The organism is Rhizorhabdus sp. GW822-FHT03C02, from assembly GCF_058801765.1.
Window position 1 is genome coordinate 65658 of the sequence record NZ_JBXANN010000005.1, and the last position, 16309, is coordinate 81966.

At 68.2% G+C, this 16309-nt stretch carries 13 protein-coding genes; 7 read left to right on the forward strand and 6 right to left on the reverse strand.

From position 1 onward, the window contains the following. Nucleotides 1-25: 25 nt before the first annotated feature. From AC1RM6_RS14620 to AC1RM6_RS14630, 3 genes are read left to right on the forward strand one after another with little or no spacing between them, the layout of a single operon-like run. A complete protein-coding gene (locus AC1RM6_RS14620; protein ID WP_493102409.1) occupies nucleotides 26-646 on the forward strand; it encodes an SCO family protein in 621 nt (206 codons plus the stop codon). After that, nucleotides 634-1095, forward strand: a complete 462-nt coding sequence (locus AC1RM6_RS14625) for a YcgN family cysteine cluster protein (RefSeq protein WP_493102411.1) — start codon at nucleotides 634-636, stop codon at nucleotides 1093-1095. Before AC1RM6_RS14620 ends, AC1RM6_RS14625 begins: the two co-directional genes overlap by 13 nt. A gap of 49 nt (nucleotides 1096-1144) precedes the next feature. After that, nucleotides 1145-1786, forward strand: coding sequence for a M48 family metallopeptidase (locus AC1RM6_RS14630; RefSeq protein ID WP_493102933.1), 642 nt, complete (start codon nucleotides 1145-1147; stop codon nucleotides 1784-1786). On the opposite strand, the gene AC1RM6_RS14635 is transcribed toward AC1RM6_RS14630, so the two are convergent. The 3 genes from AC1RM6_RS14635 to AC1RM6_RS14645 form a co-directional block, all read right to left on the reverse strand. Further along, complete coding sequence (locus tag AC1RM6_RS14635) at nucleotides 1787-3859, reverse strand: transglycosylase domain-containing protein (protein ID WP_493102413.1); 2073 nt, start codon at nucleotides 3857-3859, stop codon at nucleotides 1787-1789. 521 nt (nucleotides 3860-4380) lie between these two features. Further along, entirely contained in the window at nucleotides 4381-5256 is an 876-nt protein-coding gene (locus tag AC1RM6_RS14640) for an aldose 1-epimerase family protein (protein ID WP_493102415.1), read from the reverse strand. A gap of 8 nt (nucleotides 5257-5264) precedes the next feature. Further along, on the reverse strand, nucleotides 5265-5576 hold the full coding sequence (locus AC1RM6_RS14645) for a DUF3297 family protein (RefSeq protein ID WP_493102417.1): 312 nt from the start codon (nucleotides 5574-5576) through the stop codon (nucleotides 5265-5267). Between the two features lie 58 nt (nucleotides 5577-5634). Between AC1RM6_RS14645 and AC1RM6_RS14650 the strand changes: the two genes are divergently transcribed. Then, entirely contained in the window at nucleotides 5635-6066 is a 432-nt protein-coding gene (locus tag AC1RM6_RS14650; protein ID WP_493102419.1) for a hypothetical protein, read from the forward strand. A 183-nt stretch (nucleotides 6067-6249) separates the two neighbouring features. Beyond that, nucleotides 6250-6756: a DUF1993 domain-containing protein gene (locus AC1RM6_RS14655; protein WP_493102421.1), complete on the forward strand. Its 507-nt coding sequence runs from the start codon at nucleotides 6250-6252 to the stop codon at nucleotides 6754-6756. Nucleotides 6757-6801: 45 nt separating this feature from the next. Here the strand turns inward: AC1RM6_RS14655 and gyrB are convergent, their stop codons facing one another. Together gyrB and recF are read right to left on the reverse strand one after the other, a co-directional pair. Beyond that, nucleotides 6802-9279: a DNA topoisomerase (ATP-hydrolyzing) subunit B gene (gyrB, locus tag AC1RM6_RS14660; RefSeq protein ID WP_493102423.1), complete on the reverse strand. Its 2478-nt coding sequence runs from the start codon at nucleotides 9277-9279 to the stop codon at nucleotides 6802-6804. A gap of 80 nt (nucleotides 9280-9359) precedes the next feature. Continuing rightward, a complete protein-coding gene (recF, locus tag AC1RM6_RS14665) occupies nucleotides 9360-10451 on the reverse strand; it encodes a DNA replication/repair protein RecF (RefSeq protein WP_493102425.1) in 1092 nt (363 codons plus the stop codon). A gap of 75 nt (nucleotides 10452-10526) precedes the next feature. Between recF and AC1RM6_RS14670 the strand changes: the two genes are divergently transcribed. Further along, nucleotides 10527-11252: a hypothetical protein gene (locus AC1RM6_RS14670; RefSeq protein WP_493102427.1), complete on the forward strand. Its 726-nt coding sequence runs from the start codon at nucleotides 10527-10529 to the stop codon at nucleotides 11250-11252. Nucleotides 11253-11296: 44 nt separating this feature from the next. On the opposite strand, the gene AC1RM6_RS14675 is transcribed toward AC1RM6_RS14670, so the two are convergent. Continuing rightward, nucleotides 11297-13558 (reverse strand): NADP-dependent malic enzyme, encoded by a 2262-nt coding sequence (locus AC1RM6_RS14675; protein WP_493102429.1) that lies wholly within the window; start codon nucleotides 13556-13558, stop codon nucleotides 11297-11299. Nucleotides 13559-13651: 93 nt separating this feature from the next. On the opposite strand from AC1RM6_RS14675, the gene mutS reads away from it, so the two are divergent. After that, nucleotides 13652-16303, forward strand: a complete 2652-nt coding sequence (mutS, locus tag AC1RM6_RS14680) for a DNA mismatch repair protein MutS (RefSeq protein ID WP_493102432.1) — start codon at nucleotides 13652-13654, stop codon at nucleotides 16301-16303. Nucleotides 16304-16309: the final 6 nt, after the last annotated feature.

The window sequence follows — 16309 nt, forward strand, 5'->3', positions numbered from 1 at the left end:
CTTGCAACCGGGGGCATAGCAAAGCATGGCTGCTGCTACCATGAACAATCCCGCATCCTCGCGCGCGCTGCGGCTGGCCGCCTGCCTGCTCGCCCTGGCGCCGCTGCTCGCCAGTTGCAGCGGTGGGCCGACGACCCCGCCGCTCGAGGGCACCAGGCTGGGCGGGCCCTTCACCCTGACCGACCAGGACGGTCATCGGGTCAGCGACCGCGATTTCGCGGGCAAATATCGGCTGATCTATTTCGGCTATACCTATTGCCCCGACGTCTGCCCGGTCGATGTCCAGAATCTGATGAAGGGCTATCGCCGGCTCGAGGCCGACAAACCGGCGATCGCGGCGAAGATCCGGCCGATCTTCATTTCGGTCGATCCTGCCCGCGACACCCCGGCGGTGCTCAAGCAGTTCGTCAGCGCCTTTCATCCCAAGCTGATCGGGTTGACCGGCAGCGAGGCCGAGATCGCGGCGGTCGCAAAGGAATATGCGATCTACTACAAGAAGCAGGAGGGTGGTTCGGCCGATGGCTATCTGGTCGACCATTCGCGCCAGACGGTGCTGTTCGATCCCACCGGCGCGCCGCTGGCGCTGATCCCCCAGGATGAGAAGCCCGAGGCGATCGCCGCCGAAATGGCGAAATGGACCAGATGACCGGCCTGACGTCCGCACAGCCGCCTTTCTGGGAGACCAAGACGCTCGACCAGATGAGCCGCGCCGAATGGGAGTCGTTGTGCGACGGCTGCGGAAAATGCTGCCTGCACAAGCTCGAGGACGAGGAGACCGGCGAACTGCTCGCGACCAACGTCGCCTGCCGGATGCTCGACCGCCGCTCGGGCCAGTGCAAGGATTACAAGCATCGCCGGATGTTCGTCCCCGAATGCGTGCGGCTGACCCCGGCCAAGCTGCGCCAGATCGACTGGCTGCCGTCGACCTGCGCCTATCGGCTGCTCGACGAGGGGCTGCCGCTGCCCGACTGGCATCCGCTGCTGACCGGCGATCCCGAATCGGTCCATCGCGCCGGAATCTCGGTGCGCGGCTGGACGGTGTCGGAGGACGAGGCCGGCGATCTCGAGCATCATCTTGTCGAACGCGACCTCTGATCTCGTCTTCACCGGTGGCGGCCGCAGCCGGCCGCTGATCGTCCGTCGGATGGCGCAGGCGCGGCGGATGCGGCTGTCGGTCGATCCGCGCGACGGCGGCGTCCGGCTGGTGCTGCCCAAGCGCAGCTCGCTCAAGGACGCGATGCGGTGGGTCGAGGGCCAGCGCGAATGGGTCGAGACCGCGCTGGCCGCGCTGCCCGGTCCGCGGCCGATCGTCGACGGCATGGAACTGAGCGTCGCCGGCGAGCTGCTGCGGATCGACATGGGCGCTGGGCGCGGGGTGCGCCGCGACGGCGACCGGCTGCTGGTGGCGGGGCCCGCCGAACTGCTCGCCCCGCGGGTCTTGCGCTGGCTGAGGAAGCTCGCCGCCGAACGGCTGGAGGAGGAGACACGCCGCTTCGCGGCGCTGGCGGGAGTCGGCATCGGCCGGATCTCGGTCGCCGATCCGCGCGCGCGCTGGGGGAGCTGCTCGTCGACCGGGGATATCCGCTACAGCTGGCGGCTGATCCTGGCGCCGCCCGCGGTGCTCGAGGCGACTGTCGCGCACGAGGTCGCGCACCGGCTCCACATGGACCATAGCGCCGCCTTCCACGACGCGGTCGCGCGCCTGCTCGGCCGCCAGCCGCGCGCCGAGCGCGCCTGGCTGCGCGCGCACGGGTCGAGCCTCTACTGGCTCGGTCGCGACGTCTGATTATTGCCGCGGCGGCTTTGCCGGCTGCCGTTCGCCGCGACCGATCACGCCATCCAGCCACTGCTGGTCGAGCTGCTGCTTCGCTGCCGCCGGCTTCGGGGTCGGAGCGGCCGGCCGCGTTGCGGCGGTGTCGGCCGGCGGCGGACCGGGCTGGACGGCCGGCGGCGTCGCGCCGCCCTCCTCGGGCACGCCCGCGGCGTCGAGCGCGCTGTCCATCGGATCGGCCTCGGCAGGAACGCCGTCGGTCGGCTGACCGAAATAGGCCTCGTCATCGGGCTCGAGCTGCCATTCGGGCAGGGTGACCTGGGTCTCGAACGCCTCGACCGGGCGCTTGGCGACCGCGACCCGCATGAAATCGGCGAAGGCGCGCGCCGGCGCGCGGCCGCCCTGCAGCCCGGGAATTGCCTTGGCGTCGTCGCGGCCCATCCAGACTCCGGTGGTGATCCCGCTCGAGAAGCCGAGGAACCAGCCATCCTTGTTCGACGAGGTGGTCCCGGTCTTGCCCGCGACCGGACGGCCGATCTGGGCGGCGCGCGCGGTGCCGGTGTTGACCGCGGTCTGCAGCAAGTCGGTCATCTCGGCGGCGACCCAGGGGGCCACCAGCACCCGATTGTCGTCGGACTGATGCTCGTACAGGGTCGTGCCCTTGGCGGTGGTCACCTTGACGATGCCGTAAGGCACCACCGCGACGCCCTTGCGCGACACCGCGGCGAAGGCGCGGGTCATGTCGATCAGGCGGACGTCGGAGGTGCCGAGCACCATCGACGGATGGGTGTTGATCGGGGTGCTGATCCCGAAGCGCTTCGCCATGTCGGCCACCGCGTCGAAACCGACCTGCGAGCCGAGCTTGGCGGCGACGGTGTTGATCGAGAAGGCGAAGGCGGTGCGGATGTCGATATTGCCGGCGAACTGGCGGTTGCTGTTGCGCGGACTCCAGTCGCCGATCTGGACGGGCTCGTCGACCTCGGGGGTGTCGGGCTTGAGCCCCGATTCCATCGCCGCGAGATAGACGAACAGCTTGAATGCCGATCCCGGCTGGCGCTGGGCGGCGGTGGCGCGGTTGTAGATCGACGAGACATAGTCCTTGCCGCCGACCATCGCGCGCACCGCACCGTCGCGGTCGAGTGCGACCAGCGCACCCTGCGCGCCGTCGGGGGCGTTGGCGCGGATGGCGCGATCGGCGGCCGCCTGCATCATCGGGTCGATCGTCGTCCAGACGTCGATCGGCTCGACCTGTTCGTCTATCAGGTCGTCGAGTTGGGCAAGCGCCCAGTCGGTGAAATAGCGCACCGCGTTCTGATCGGTCTCGGGGGCGAGCTGGACCTTGTCGGGGTCGCCCTTGGCGGCCTCTTCGGGGGTGATCGCGCCGGCATCCTGCATCACCTCGAGCACGACCTTGGCGCGGTCGACCGCAGCCTCGCGGTCGGCGGTCGGCGAATAATGCGAGGGCGCCTTGACCAGCCCCGAGATGATCGCGGCCTCGCCCAGGCTCAGCTTGTTGGCGGGATGGCCGAAGAATTTGCGGCTGGCGGCGTCGATGCCATAGGCGCCGCCACCGAAATAGACCCGGTTGAGATAGAGTTCGAGGATCTGGTCCTTCGAGAATTTGCGCTCCATCGCCAGCGCCAGGATGATCTCGCGGAACTTGCGGCCGATGTCATAGCTGTTGGTCAGGAAGATGTTGCGCGCGAGCTGCTGGGTGATCGTCGAGGCGCCCTGGAGCCGCCGGCCGGTGCCCTTGCGTTCCCACGCCACCCACACCGACCGCGCCATGCCGACCGGGTCGATGCCGGGGTGCATGTAGAAGCGGCGATCCTCGACCGCGACCATCGCCTTCTTCATGACGTCGGGGATCTGGTTGCCGGTGAGCCAGTCGCCATAGCTCGGCCCGAGCGCGACGATCACCGATGAATCAGCGGCGCGAACGCGCACCATCTGACCGTTGGGGCTCGATTTGAGTTCGTTGAAGCCGGGGAGCGAGGCCATCGCGATCAGCACCGCGATGATCAGGGCCCCCAGGCCCGCCAGCGCCCCGAACAGCGCATATTTGGCGGCCTTCTTCGCCCAGCTCATGACGACATCTTGTCCCGGTTCCGGAGAGTGGTTGCGCGCGGCATCGTGGCTGGCGGACCTATCGCTTATCCGGACGACTGCCAAGCATCATATGCCCCATATCCCGGCCGAAATCCCGCGGCCGAATCGCATTGCGCCTAGCGGTTCCCGGGTTGCGGAGCGCTGAACGGCGGTCGCGGCCCGATGGGCAGCAAGAGGGGCTCAACCGGTCGTGAAAATCATGCCTATCGTCGATTAACCACATGCGATTGTAAAATTTTCGCACTTTGCCGCCATTGTGATCCTCGTCACTTCGGACGCGCGGTCGCGGGCTTAGTTGGCGTGTATCGGTTGCATCGGCTTTTGTAAGTTGCGTGGCGTCCCCTGCCCCTGTTGGGCATTTTTCGACGTCCTTCCATCGCCGCCGCCTTCGGGCCGTGGCGCCCCCCGGGAAGGGCCTGCGAAGCGTCAGGCGGCCCGTGGTCCGGTTCCAGCGTATCGGGACCGGACCACAGCAGCCTGATCGTCAGGCCATGCCGCGGTCAGGCTGCGAGCAGCCGCAATCCCATCATGAAATCGCGGGCCTCGCCGGCGGCGATCGTCACCATCCCCGGCTTGTCGCCGATCTCGCCGTCGAAGCCGGCGGGATCCGAATGGCCCTGCCATGGCTCGATGCACAGATAATCGGCGCCGGGCTTCATCCAGAAGGCGATCTGCGGCATGTCGGGATAATCGACCGCGATCCGGGTCGCGCCGGGTGCGCCATAGGTGAGCGCCCGGCTGACCGGCCGGTCGAGGATCAGCGCGTCCCCGGCGAACAGGCTGTCGTCGAGCGCGAGGCGGCGTCCTTCGATCGGGGTCGCGAAGCTTTCGGGCATGACCAGCCCGTCGGCGTCGAGCCGCCGCACCGGTGCGGGTTCGTCGCGGTCGAAGAGGATGGCATGGTCGGCCTTGACCGCCCCGCCCGGCAGCGGCCAGCGCAGCGCCGGATGGAAGCCGAAGCTTGCCGGCATCGGGCCGTCGCCGCGGTTGGTCACCGTCGCGCGTATCTCCAGCCGGTCGCCGCCGATCGCGAATCGCATGTCGAGCGCGAAGTCGAACGGCCAGACCGCGCGGCTTGCGGCATCGGCCTCGATCCGAAAGGTGACCGACGCCGCATCCTGCGCGACCAATGCGAAGGTGCGGCGGCGGGCGAAGCCGTGGCGGGGCAGTTCATAGCTGCGCCCCTGCCAACGATAATGGTTGTCGCGCAGCGTGCCGACGATCGGAAACAGGATCGGTGCATGTCCGGTCCAGAAGGCCGGATCGCCGTCCCACAACAGTTCGTCGCCGGTCGCGAGATCGGTCAGCCGCACCAGCTCCGCGCCTTCGGCGGCGATCTCGGCGGCGAGCCGGCCGGAGGCGATGCGGACGACCATCGCGATTGTCAGGCCTGGTCGGCGATGTCGCGGAAATAGGCTTCGACCGGGCCCTGCAGCTTGATCGTCAGCGGGTTGCCCTTGCGATCGCGGGTGTTGCCGACGGCGACCCGGACCCAGGATTCGCTGATGCTATATTCCTCGACATTGGTCTTCTCGACGCCCTTGAAGCGGATGCCGATGCCACGTTCGAGCAGATCGCCGCCGAAATAGGGGCTCGACGGATGGATCGAGAGCCGATCCGGCGGCGTATCGGCGACGGCGGCTTCGGCGGGGGCCGCTGCGGCTTCGGTCTCGGGGGTGTCGGTCGGTTCGGTCATGGTCCATTCATCCGCTTTACGGTCTATGGCGGCAGGCTTTAGCCGCCTTCGTCCCCGCATGCCACCCGGCGTCGAGAACGCGGTCAGCGGATTTTTCAGCCAAATTGTTTCGCCTGTGGCCGAGATCACAGCGAAGCGTGCGCAACTCGACGAAAAGGCCATCAAGATGATGGAGGATTTCATGGTTGGAACGGCGAAAAACGGTATGAAAGCGACCGCGCTCTTCTCTCCGCTCGAATGGAAGGTCGTGGCGATCGCGATCAAGGAAGCCGGCGAGATGGCGCAGGGCAATGGCTGGTTCGCGCGGCTGTTGCGCCGTGCGACCGGAGCCGGCTCCAGCCTGCCGCTCGCCGATCCGCGCCTCGATACGCTGCGCCGGTTCGTGTGCGAGGTGCGCCGCCGAGCCGACGTGTCCGAGATCGCCCGCAGCCTGGGCGACCTCGGCTACAGCCCGAACCAGATCGCCGCGGTCGCGACGCTGGCACGCTGATCCCTTTCCCCGAAGGCGCGGTTCCCCTTTGCCGCAGCCGGCCGGTCGCCCGCCTGCCCAGTCCCCCCGGCAGGCGGGCGATTTGTTTTTCCGCGGCGCAATGTCGCGGACCGAGTTGAAACATGGTGCCCGAGCGCCGATCTGTCGGCGCTACCGATGCACTCTTCCCTCAAGGACATGCCCATGGCTCTCACGCTCTCGCAGGCTTCGCTTCCGGTCTTTCGCCGCGCGCTCGAAAATCTCGCCCGGGTCGTGATCAAGAGCGCCGATCATTTCGCGGCGACGCCGATCACGGAAGCCGAATGGCTCGACGCGCGGCTGGCGCCCGACATGCTGCCGCTGCCCCGCCAGATCCAGATGGCGAGCGATAGCGCGAAAAACGTTGCCGCGCGGCTGGCCGGCGCTACCCCGCCGAGCTTTGCCGACGAAGAGAAGACGGTTGCCGAGCTGCTCGACCGGATCGCGCGGACGATCGCCTATCTCGACAGCATCGACCCGGCGACGATCGACGGTCGCGAACAGGCCGAAGTCGTGCTGAAGACTCCGAGCAACGAATTCCGCGCGACCGCGATCGACCATCTCAACAATTTCGGGCTGCCCAACTTCTTCTTCCACGTCGTGACCGCCTACGCGATCATGCGGTCGAAGGGCGCGCCGATCGGCAAGATGGACTATCTCGGCGGCATCTGACGCGTCGCAATGGTCGGGGATGGGACGGCGGACCGCCCCATCCCGTCAGACGTCGAGATTGGCGACCGACAGCGCATTGTCCTGGATGAACTCGCGGCGCGGTTCGACGACGTCGCCCATCAGCCGGGTGAAGATCTCGTCGGCGACGTCGGCCTGCTGGATCTCGACCTGGAGCATCGCGCGGTTGGCCGGATCGAGCGTGGTTTCCCACAGCTGTTCGGCGTTCATCTCGCCCAGACCCTTGTAGCGCTGGACCGACATGCCCTTGCGGCCCGCGGCGAGGATCGCCTCGAGCAGTTCGGCGGGGCTGTTGATCGCGGTGCCGCGGGTATCGGGCACGTCGTCCGAATCGTCACCATCGGCCGCCTGGATCGAGCGGCCGCGCACCAGCCGCGAGGTGGTCGCGAAGCTTTCGGCCTGTTCGGACGCCAGCGTGTGGAGCTTGCGCGCCTCGGCCGAGCGCACGAAGGCGGCGTCGATGATGTGGTGGTCGGTCACCCCGCGCCACAGCCGGCGCAGATGATAGCCGCCCTCCTCCGACACTTCGCCGGACCAGGCCGCTTCGGGATCGGTGTTGCCGAGCCAGGCGGCGACCGCGCTGGCCGACGCCCGGTGCGCGGCGTCGCCGGCATCGGGCGCGAGCGCGCCGGTCAGCGCAAGCGCCTCGACGATCTTGGGATCGTAGCGCCGCGGCACGAAGCGCATCAGCGAGCGCATCCGCCGGGCATGTTCGACGACGGTGCGCAGATCCTCGCCCGATCGCGCGCCGCCCTGGGTCTCGAGCACCATCAGGCCGAGACCCGCGGTCACCAGATATTCGTCGAGCGCGGAATCGTCCTTGAGATAGACCTCCGAGCGGCCCTTGCTGACCTTATAGAGCGGCGGCTGGGCGATATAGAGATGGCCGGCCTCGATGATCGGCTTCATGTGCCGGTAGAAGAAGGTCAGCAGCAGGGTGCGGATATGCGCGCCGTCGACGTCTGCGTCGGTCATGATGACGATCTTGTGGTAGCGCAGCTTTTCGAGGTTGAAGTCGTCGCGGCCGATGCCGGTGCCCATCGCCTGGATCAGCGTGCCGACTTCCTTCGACGACAGCATCCGGTCGAAGCGGGCGCGCTCGACGTTCAGGATCTTGCCCTTGAGCGGCAGGATCGCCTGATTCTCGCGGTTGCGTCCCTGCTTGGCCGAACCGCCGGCCGAGTCACCCTCGACGAGGAACAGTTCGCACTTCGACGGATCGCGCTCCTGGCAGTCGGCAAGCTTGCCGGGCAGCGAGGCGATGTCCATCACCCCCTTGCGCCGGGTGAGCTCGCGCGCCTTGCGGGCGGCCTCGCGCGCGGCCGCGGCGTCGATCACCTTCTGGATGATCGAACGGGCATGCTGCGGATTTTCCTCGAGCCATTCGACCATCTTGTCGGCCATCAGGCTTTCGAGCGGCTGGCGGACCTCGGACGAGACCAGCTTGTCCTTGGTCTGCGACGAGAATTTCGGATCGGGCAGCTTGACCGAGACGATCGCGGTCAGCCCCTCGCGCATGTCGTCGCCGGTGAGGCTGACCTTCTCCTTCTTCAGCGCGCCCGATTTCTCGGCATAGTTGTTGAGGGTGCGGGTCAGCGCGGCGCGGAACGCCGCGAGATGGGTGCCGCCGTCGCGCTGCGGGATGTTGTTGGTGAAGCAGAGGACCTGCTCATAATAGCTGTCGTTCCATTCGAGCGCGACGTCGATGCCGACATCGTCGCGTTGGCCGTGGATCGCCACCGGCTCGGGCATCAGCGGAATTTTGGTGCGGTCGAGATATTTGACGAAGGCCGCGATGCCGCCTTCATAGAACAGTTCGACCTGCTTTTCCTCGGCATGGCGGGCGTCGATCAGGAACAGCCGCACCCCCGAGTTGAGGAAGGCCAGCTCGCGATAGCGATGCTCGAGCTTGTCGAAATCGAACTCGGTGATCTTGAAGGTGTCGGCCGAGGGGGTGAAGGTGACCTTGGTGCCCTTCTTGCCGTTGGCAGGGCCGACGACCTTGAGCGGCGCGACCGCGTCGCCGCGCTGGAAGCGCATATAATGTTCTTCATCGTCTCGCCAGATCGTCAGGTCGAGCACGTCGCTGAGCGCGTTGACCACCGAGACGCCGACGCCGTGGAGGCCACCCGACACCTTGTAGGCGTTGGCGTCGTTGGTGTTGTCGAATTTTCCACCGGCGTGGAGCTGGGTCATGATGACCTCGGCCGCCGAGACGCCTTCCTCGCTGTGGATCCCGGTCGGGATGCCGCGGCCATTATCCTCGACCGAGACCGATCCGTCGGGATTCAGGGTGATGACGATCCGGTCGCAATGGCCGGCGAGCGCCTCGTCGATCGCGTTGTCGGAGACCTCGAACACCATATGGTGGAGGCCCGATCCGTCGTCGGTGTCGCCGATATACATGCCGGGACGTTTGCGCACCGCGTCCAGGCCCTTGAGGACCTTGATCGAATCGGCGCCATAGCTGTTTTCGTTGGGGGTGTTCTGCGGTTCGTCAGTCATGCCGATTATATAGGCGCGGACCCGTCGAAACTAAAGCAAAATGGGCATGCGACTCGGCCGGACCGTCGTCGCGCCGATCGTCACAGGATCAGCCGGCGGATTTCGCCATCCTCGAGGTGCAGCCGCTGCACCGCCGGGGCCTCCTCGAACAGCGCCGGTTCGGTGCCGGTCATCCACACCTGGCCGCCGGCCGCCGCCAGCCGGTCGAACAGCGCCGCGCGTCGTCCGGGATCGAGATGTGCCGCGACCTCGTCGAGCAGCAGGATCGGCCGCCGTCCGGTGCGCCCGGCGACGAGATCGGCATGGGCGAGGATGATCGCGAGCAGCAGCGCCTTCTGCTCGCCGGTCGAGCTGTGTTCGGCGGGCTGGCCCTTGCCGAGATGGGTGACGATCAGGTCGCTGCGGTGCGGGCCGGCCAGGGTCCGCCCCGCCGCCGCGTCGCGCGGCCGGCCGGCGCGCAATTCGTCGGCCAGCGCCTGCGCGTCGCGATAGTGCCACCCGCCGATCGCGATGCCCGGCCGTGCGAACGGCCCTGCCGGCATCGTGTCGAGCAGCGCCATCAGCGCCGCGACCGCATCGGCGCGCGCGCGGCCGATCTCGGCACCATGTTCGACCATCGCCGCCTCGAGCGCGTCGAGCCAGGCGCGGTCGGGGGTGCGGCCCTCGCCGAGCAGCTTGTTGCGTGCGCGGGTCGCCGCCTCGTAGCGGGTCGAATGCTGGGCATGGGCGGGTTCGAGCGCGAGCACCAGCCGGTCGAGGAAGCGCCGCCGTCCGCCCGGGGTGTCGACGAACAGCCGGTCCATCGCCGGGGTCAGCCACAGCACCGATGCCCATTCGCCAAGCTTGTTCGCCGAGCTGTTGGCGCCGTTGATCCGCACCAGCCGCCGTTCGGGCGCGGCCGAGGTGGTGCCGGTGCCGATCTCGATCGGCGCACCGCCGCCGGCGTCGAGCCGCGCGGCGATCGCGAAGCCGCCGGCGCCGGCATTGTGCGCCATCTCCGACAGCAGCGCCCCGCGCAGCCCGCGGCCGGGGCTCAGCAACGACACCGCCTCGAGCATGTTTGTCTTGCCGACGCCGTTGTCGCCGGTCAGCACCACCAACCCCGGGGTGGCGTCGATACCCAGTGCGCGGTGCGAACGGAAATCGGTGAGGGTCAGGCGGAGGACGGCCATGGCCCCTCTTGGGCGAATTTGCGGTTGAGGGAAAGCATGCGCCGTGCTCCATGCGGATGGAAAGCGGAGGGTGCCATGCATGTGTTTCGGAACGGGTTTCTGCTGGCGGCCCTGCTCGCCGCGACGGCGCCCGCCGATGCCGGGCTGCGCGCGATCTATTTCGACGCCGCCAAGACCAAGCAGCTGGTGATCGAGGTCGCCGACAATGGCGACGCGCGGATCGGCGAGAGCGATGCCAGCGACTATGGCCTGCTGATCGGCGGGACGTTCTTCATCGTCGGCGATCTCGACGGCAAGCCGATGGTCGCGCGGATCGAGGATGTCGGCGCGGCGGTCGACCAGGTGGTGCCGCCGATCTTCAAGGATATGCTCAAGGGCGGCGCGATGAAGCCGGCCGGGCTGAAGATCGAGCCCGGCGGCGCGGCGAGCGTGGGCGGGCGGCAGGGCCGGGTCTATCATGTGCGGGGGCTCGACGATTCGGATCCCGCCAAGGCCGCGGACTATGTGATCAGCACCGACCCCGCGCTGAAGCCGGTGGGCCAGGCGCTCGAGCAGTTCATGAACGCCGCGCTGGTCCCCGCCGCGGTGATGATCGGCCCGGCGGTTCCCGAACTGATCGCCGAAACCCGCAGCATCTTCGCGCTCGGCACCCCGATCGACGTCGGCGGCCGCTTCTGCCTCGATCGTGCCGAACCCGCTGAGGTGCCGGCGTCACGGCTGCGGATTCCGGCGGAGCCGCGGACGGTCGAGGCACTGGTCGCGGCGATGAAGGCCGAAGCCGTGGAGAATGCGCACCAGTAGGAAAAAATCACCCCTCCCTTTCAAGGGAGGGGTGAAAAAGAGGCCTACTTGGCGATGCCGGATGCCGCGAGGACGGCGAGCGTCAGCAGTTCGGTGGCGGTGGCCGACATCGTCGCGATCTGGACCGGCTTTTCGAGCCCGACCAGCATCGGCCCGATCATCGTGCCGCGGCCGAGTTCACGCAGCAGCTTGGCGGAGATGTTCGCCGACTGCAGACCCGGCATCACCAGGATGTTGGCGGGGGCCGACAGGCGGCAGAACGGATAATTCTTCATGATCGACGGGTTGAGCGCCGCGTCCGGGGCCATCTCGCCTTCATATTCGAAGCTCGGCCGGCGCTCGTCGAGGATCGCGACCGCGCCACGGATCGTATCGAGCCAACTCCCCGGCGGGTTGCCGAAGGTCGAATAGGACATGAACGCGACCCGCGGCTCATGGCCCATGCGCTTGGCGACCGCGGCGGTCTGCTCGGCGATGTCGGCGAGTTCCTCGGAGGTCGGGGCCTCGTTGACGGTGGTGTCGGCGAGGAAGGTGGTGTGGTTCTGGCCGACGAACAGATGGATGCCGCAGGGCTGCTGGCCGGGGGCCGGATCGATGATGTGGCGGACCTGGCGGTAGCTCGCCGAATAGGTGCGGGTGACCCCGGTGACCATCGCGTCGGCCTCGCCCAGCGCCATCAGCAGCGGGCCGAAGATGTTGCGGTCCTGGTTGACCATCACCTCGATCTCGCGGCGCAGATAGCCGCGCCGCTTCAGCCGGTCGTAGAGATAGTCGACCATCCGCGGCACCAGCGGCGAGACCCGGCTGTTGTGCAGCTCGTAGCTTTCGGGATCGTCGACCCCGAGCGCCTTGAGCTTGTCGAACACGTCGTCGCGGCCGACCAGCACCGGGGTGCCATAGCCGTTGTTCTTGAACTGGATCGCGGCGCGCAGCACCACCTCTTCCTCGGCCTCGGCGAAGACGACGCGCTTGGGATGCGCGCGCGCGGTCTCATAGGCCATCGTCAGCACCGACGTGGTCGGGTTGAGCCGCGCCTTCAGGCTCTGGCGATATTCGGCCATGTCGAGGATCGGCTTGCGCGCGACCCCGGTGTCCATCGCCGCCTGGGCGACCGCCGACGGGACGATCTCCATCAGCCGCGGATCGAACGGCGCCGGGATGATATAGTCGCGACCGAAGGTCGGCGCGGCGCCGCCATAGGCGGCGGCGACTTCCTCGGGCACCTGCTGGCGGGCCAGTTCGGCAAGCGCCTGCGCGGCCGCGATCTTCATCTCCTGGTTGATGCCGGTCGCGCGCACATCGAGCGCGCCGCGGAAGATGAACGGGAAGCCGAGCACGTTGTTGACCTGGTTCGGATAGTCCGAACGGCCTGTCGCGACGATCGCGTCGGGGCGGACCGCCTTGGCGTCGGGCGGGGTGATTTCGGGATCGGGATTGGCCATCGCGAAGATGATCGGGTGCGGCGCCATCGTCTTGACCATCTCCGGGGTCAGCGCGCCCTTGACCGACAGGCCGAGGAACACGTCGGCGCCGTTCATCGCCTCGGAAAGGGTGCGCTTGTCGGTCTTGGCCGCATGCGCCGACTTCCACTGGTTCATGCCCTCGGTGCGGCCCTGATAGACCACGCCCTTCGAATCGCACAGCAGCACCTGGTCGTGCGGCACGCCGACCGCCTTGATCAGTTCGGTGCAGGCGATCGCGGCGGCGCCGGCGCCGTTGACCACCACGGTCATGTCTTTCATCGCCCGGCCGGTCAGGAAGGCGGCATTGATCAGGCCGGCGGCGGCGATGATCGCGGTGCCGTGCTGATCGTCATGCATCACCGGGATGTTCATCTTCTCCTTGAGCGCCTGCTCGATGATGAAACATTCGGGGGCCTTGATGTCCTCGAGGTTGATGCCGCCGAAGCTCGGCTCCATCAGCGCGACCGCGTTGATGAAGGCCTCGGGATCCTCGGTGTCGAGCTCGATGTCGATCGAATCGACGTCGGCGAAGCGCTTGAACAGCACCGCCTTGCCTTCCATCACCGGCTTCGAGGCGAGCGCGCCGAGATTGCCGAGGCCGAGGATCGCGGTGCCGTTCGAGATGACGGCGACGATATTGCCCTTGGCGGTATAGTCATAGGCGGTCGCCGGATCCTCGGCGATCGCGCGCACCGGCACCGCGACGCCCGGCGAATAAGCGAGGCTCAGGTCGCGCTGGGTCGCCATCGGCTTGGAGGCGATGATCTCGATCTTGCCCGGCCGCCCGGTCGAATGGAAAAACAAAGCTTCCCGATCGGAAAACTGGACCTTGCTCTCGCTCATCTGAATCCCCCCCGCCACGCCCGCGGCGTCTGATCTGCACGGACGCCTTTTGGGGCATGGCTGCGGCCATCACAAGCCGCTATCAGCCATCGCATGGCCCGAAGCACGAAAACCGACACGCCCGCGAAAACCTCCCAGCCGACGCCGATGATGGCGCAATATCTGCAGTTGAAGGCCGGGGCCGACGACTGCCTGCTCTTCTATCGGATGGGCGACTTTTTCGAGATGTTCTTCGACGATGCGAAGATCGCCTCGGCCGCGCTCGACATCGCGCTGACCGCGCGCGGCGAGCATGACGGCGAACCGATCCCGATGTGCGGGGTCCCCGCCCATTCGGCCGAAGCCTATCTCGCCCGGCTGATCAAGGCCGGCCACCGGGTCGCGATCGCCGAACAGACCGAAAGCCCCGCCGAGGCGCGCAAGCGTATGGGGTCGAAGGCGCTGGTCGGCCGCGCGATCGTCCGTGTCGTCACCGCCGGTACCCTGACCGAGGAGGCGCTGCTCGACGCCCGCACCGCCAACTGGCTGGTCGCGGTCGGGTCGGTCGGACAAGGATCGGACCGCCGCCTCGGGCTCGCCGCCGCCGACATCTCGACCGGCCGGTTCGAGATCGTCGCGCTGCTGCCGTCGGCGTTCGACGCCGAACTCGCCCGGCTCGGCGCCGCCGAGATCGTCTGCCCCGAGGATCTCGACGATGCGCCACAGGACGCCGTCACATGGCCGCGCGAGCATTTCGATTCGATCAAGGGCGAGGCGCGGCTGAAATCGCTGCTCGGGGTAGCGACCCTCGACGGCTTCGGCGCGTTCGGCCGCGCCGAGCTTGCCGCCGCCGGTGCGCTGCTCGCCTATCTCGAGCGCGCCGGCCAGGGCAGCCTTCCCTTCCTGCAGCCGCCGCGGCGCCGCGAGATCGCCGATCATATGATGATCGATGCCGCGACCCGCGAGAGCCTCGAAATCACCCTCAGCCAGAGCGGGACCCGCAAGGGCAGCCTGCTCGACGCGGTCGACCGCAGCGTCACCGGCGCCGGCGCGCGGCTGCTCGCCGCCGATCTTTCGGCGCCGCTCACCGATCGCGGCGCGATCGAAGCGCGGCTCGACCTGGTCGCCCTGTTCGAGGGCGACGGCATCTTGCGCGACCGGATGCGCACCACCCTGCGCGCGCTGCCCGATATCGGCCGCGCGCTCGGACGGCTGGTCGCCGGGCGCGGTAGTCCACGCGATCTCGGGCAGTTGCGCGACGGGCTCGACCAGGGTTTCCAGCTCCATCAGATGCTGGCGAAGATCGCCCCGGCCCCGCCGCTGCTCCACGAATTGCTGCCGGCTTTCCTCGGCCATGGCGAGCTGGTCGACCTGCTGCGCCGCGCGCTGGTTCCCGCGCCGCCGATCGACACCGCGCAGGGCGGCTATATCGCCGAGGGTTTCGACCCGGCGCTCGACGAGCTGCGCGGCCAGGGCGGCGAGGGGCGCCGCGCGATCGCCGCGCTGGAAGCGCGCTATCGCCAGCAGACCGGGATCGGCTCGCTGCGGATCCGCCACAATGGCGTGCTCGGCTATCATATCGAGGTTCAGGCGAAACATGCCGATCCGCTGATGGCTGCGGATTCGGGCTTTACCCACCGCCAGACGCTGGCCGGGGTGGTGCGTTTCAACGCCCCCGATCTCCACGAGCAGGCGATGCGGGTCGGCCAGGCCGGAGGCCATGCGCTCGCCGCCGAAGCGGCGCATCTCGAGGAGCTGATCGCGACCGCGCTCGGCCGCACCGCGCCGATCGCGGCGACCGCCGACGCGCTCGCCCGGCTCGACGTCGGCTCGGCGCTCGCCGAACGCGCGGTCGAGGGCGGCTGGACCCGGCCGCTGTTCGAAAATCACAACTGCTTCGACGTCCGCGGGGGCCGCCATCCGGTGGTCGAATCGGCGGTCGCGGCGCAGGGCGGGCGGTTCGTCGCCAATGACTGCTGCCTGTCGGAAACCGGGCGGCTGTGGCTGGTGACCGGTCCCAACATGGGCGGCAAATCGACCTTCCTGCGCCAGAATGCAGCGATCGCGATCCTCGCCCAGGCCGGCAGCCCGGTGCCCGCGACCTCGGCGACGCTCGGTATCGTCGACCGGCTGTTCAGCCGGGTCGGCGCCTCGGACAATCTCGCCCGCGGCCGGTCGACCTTCATGGTCGAGATGGTCGAGACCGCGGCGATCCTGGCGCAGGCGACCGAGCGCAGCTTCGTGATCCTCGACGAGGTCGGCCGCGGCACCTCGACCTATGACGGGCTCGCGATCGCCTGGGCGGTGGTCGAGGCGGTCCATGACATCAACCGCAGCCGCTGCCTGTTCGCGACCCATTATCATGAGCTGACCCGCCTCGCCGAGCGGCTCGATGCGCTCTCGCTCCACCATGTCCGTGCGCGCGAATGGAAGGGCGAGCTGGTGCTGTTGCACGAACTGGCCGAGGGGCCGGCCGATCGCAGCTACGGCATCGCCGTCGCCAAGCTCGCGGGTCTGCCGCCGGCGGTGCTCGGCCGCGCCAAGGACGTGCTCAAGCGGCTGGAGGCCGGGCGGGTGGCGACCGGCGGGCTCGCGGCCGGGCTCGACGACCTGCCGCTGTTCGCGGCCGCCGCCGCCGCGGCGGTGGCGGAGGCGGCGCCCGATCCGCTGCGCGCCGAACTCGACTCGATCGACGCCGACGCGCTCAGCCCGCGCGAAGCGCTCGAACTGCTCTACCGGCTCAAGCGGGTGGCCAGCGAGGAATGATGCGGG

Excerpts from the sequence above, each read along its gene's own strand:
- AC1RM6_RS14635 (WP_493102413.1), bottom strand. The coding sequence starts at position 3,859 with ATGAGCTGGGCGAAGAAGGCCGCCAAATATGCGCTGTTCGGGGCGCTG.
- AC1RM6_RS14640 (WP_493102415.1), bottom strand. The coding sequence starts at position 5,256 with ATGGTCGTCCGCATCGCCTCCGGCCGGCTCGCCGCCGAGATCGCCGCC.
- AC1RM6_RS14625 (WP_493102411.1), top strand. The coding sequence starts at position 634 with ATGGACCAGATGACCGGCCTGACGTCCGCACAGCCGCCTTTCTGGGAG.
- AC1RM6_RS14650 (WP_493102419.1), top strand. The coding sequence starts at position 5,635 with ATGCCACCCGGCGTCGAGAACGCGGTCAGCGGATTTTTCAGCCAAATT.
- AC1RM6_RS14675 (WP_493102429.1), bottom strand. The coding sequence starts at position 13,558 with ATGAGCGAGAGCAAGGTCCAGTTTTCCGATCGGGAAGCTTTGTTTTTC.
- mutS (WP_493102432.1), top strand. The coding sequence starts at position 13,652 with ATGGCCCGAAGCACGAAAACCGACACGCCCGCGAAAACCTCCCAGCCG.
- recF (WP_493102425.1), bottom strand. The coding sequence starts at position 10,451 with ATGGCCGTCCTCCGCCTGACCCTCACCGATTTCCGTTCGCACCGCGCA.
- AC1RM6_RS14645 (WP_493102417.1), bottom strand. The coding sequence starts at position 5,576 with ATGACCGAACCGACCGACACCCCCGAGACCGAAGCCGCAGCGGCCCCC.
- AC1RM6_RS14655 (WP_493102421.1), top strand. The coding sequence starts at position 6,250 with ATGGCTCTCACGCTCTCGCAGGCTTCGCTTCCGGTCTTTCGCCGCGCG.
- gyrB (WP_493102423.1), bottom strand. The coding sequence starts at position 9,279 with ATGACTGACGAACCGCAGAACACCCCCAACGAAAACAGCTATGGCGCC.
- AC1RM6_RS14670 (WP_493102427.1), top strand. The coding sequence starts at position 10,527 with ATGCATGTGTTTCGGAACGGGTTTCTGCTGGCGGCCCTGCTCGCCGCG.
- AC1RM6_RS14620 (WP_493102409.1), top strand. The coding sequence starts at position 26 with ATGGCTGCTGCTACCATGAACAATCCCGCATCCTCGCGCGCGCTGCGG.
- AC1RM6_RS14630 (WP_493102933.1), top strand. The coding sequence starts at position 1,145 with ATGGCGCAGGCGCGGCGGATGCGGCTGTCGGTCGATCCGCGCGACGGC.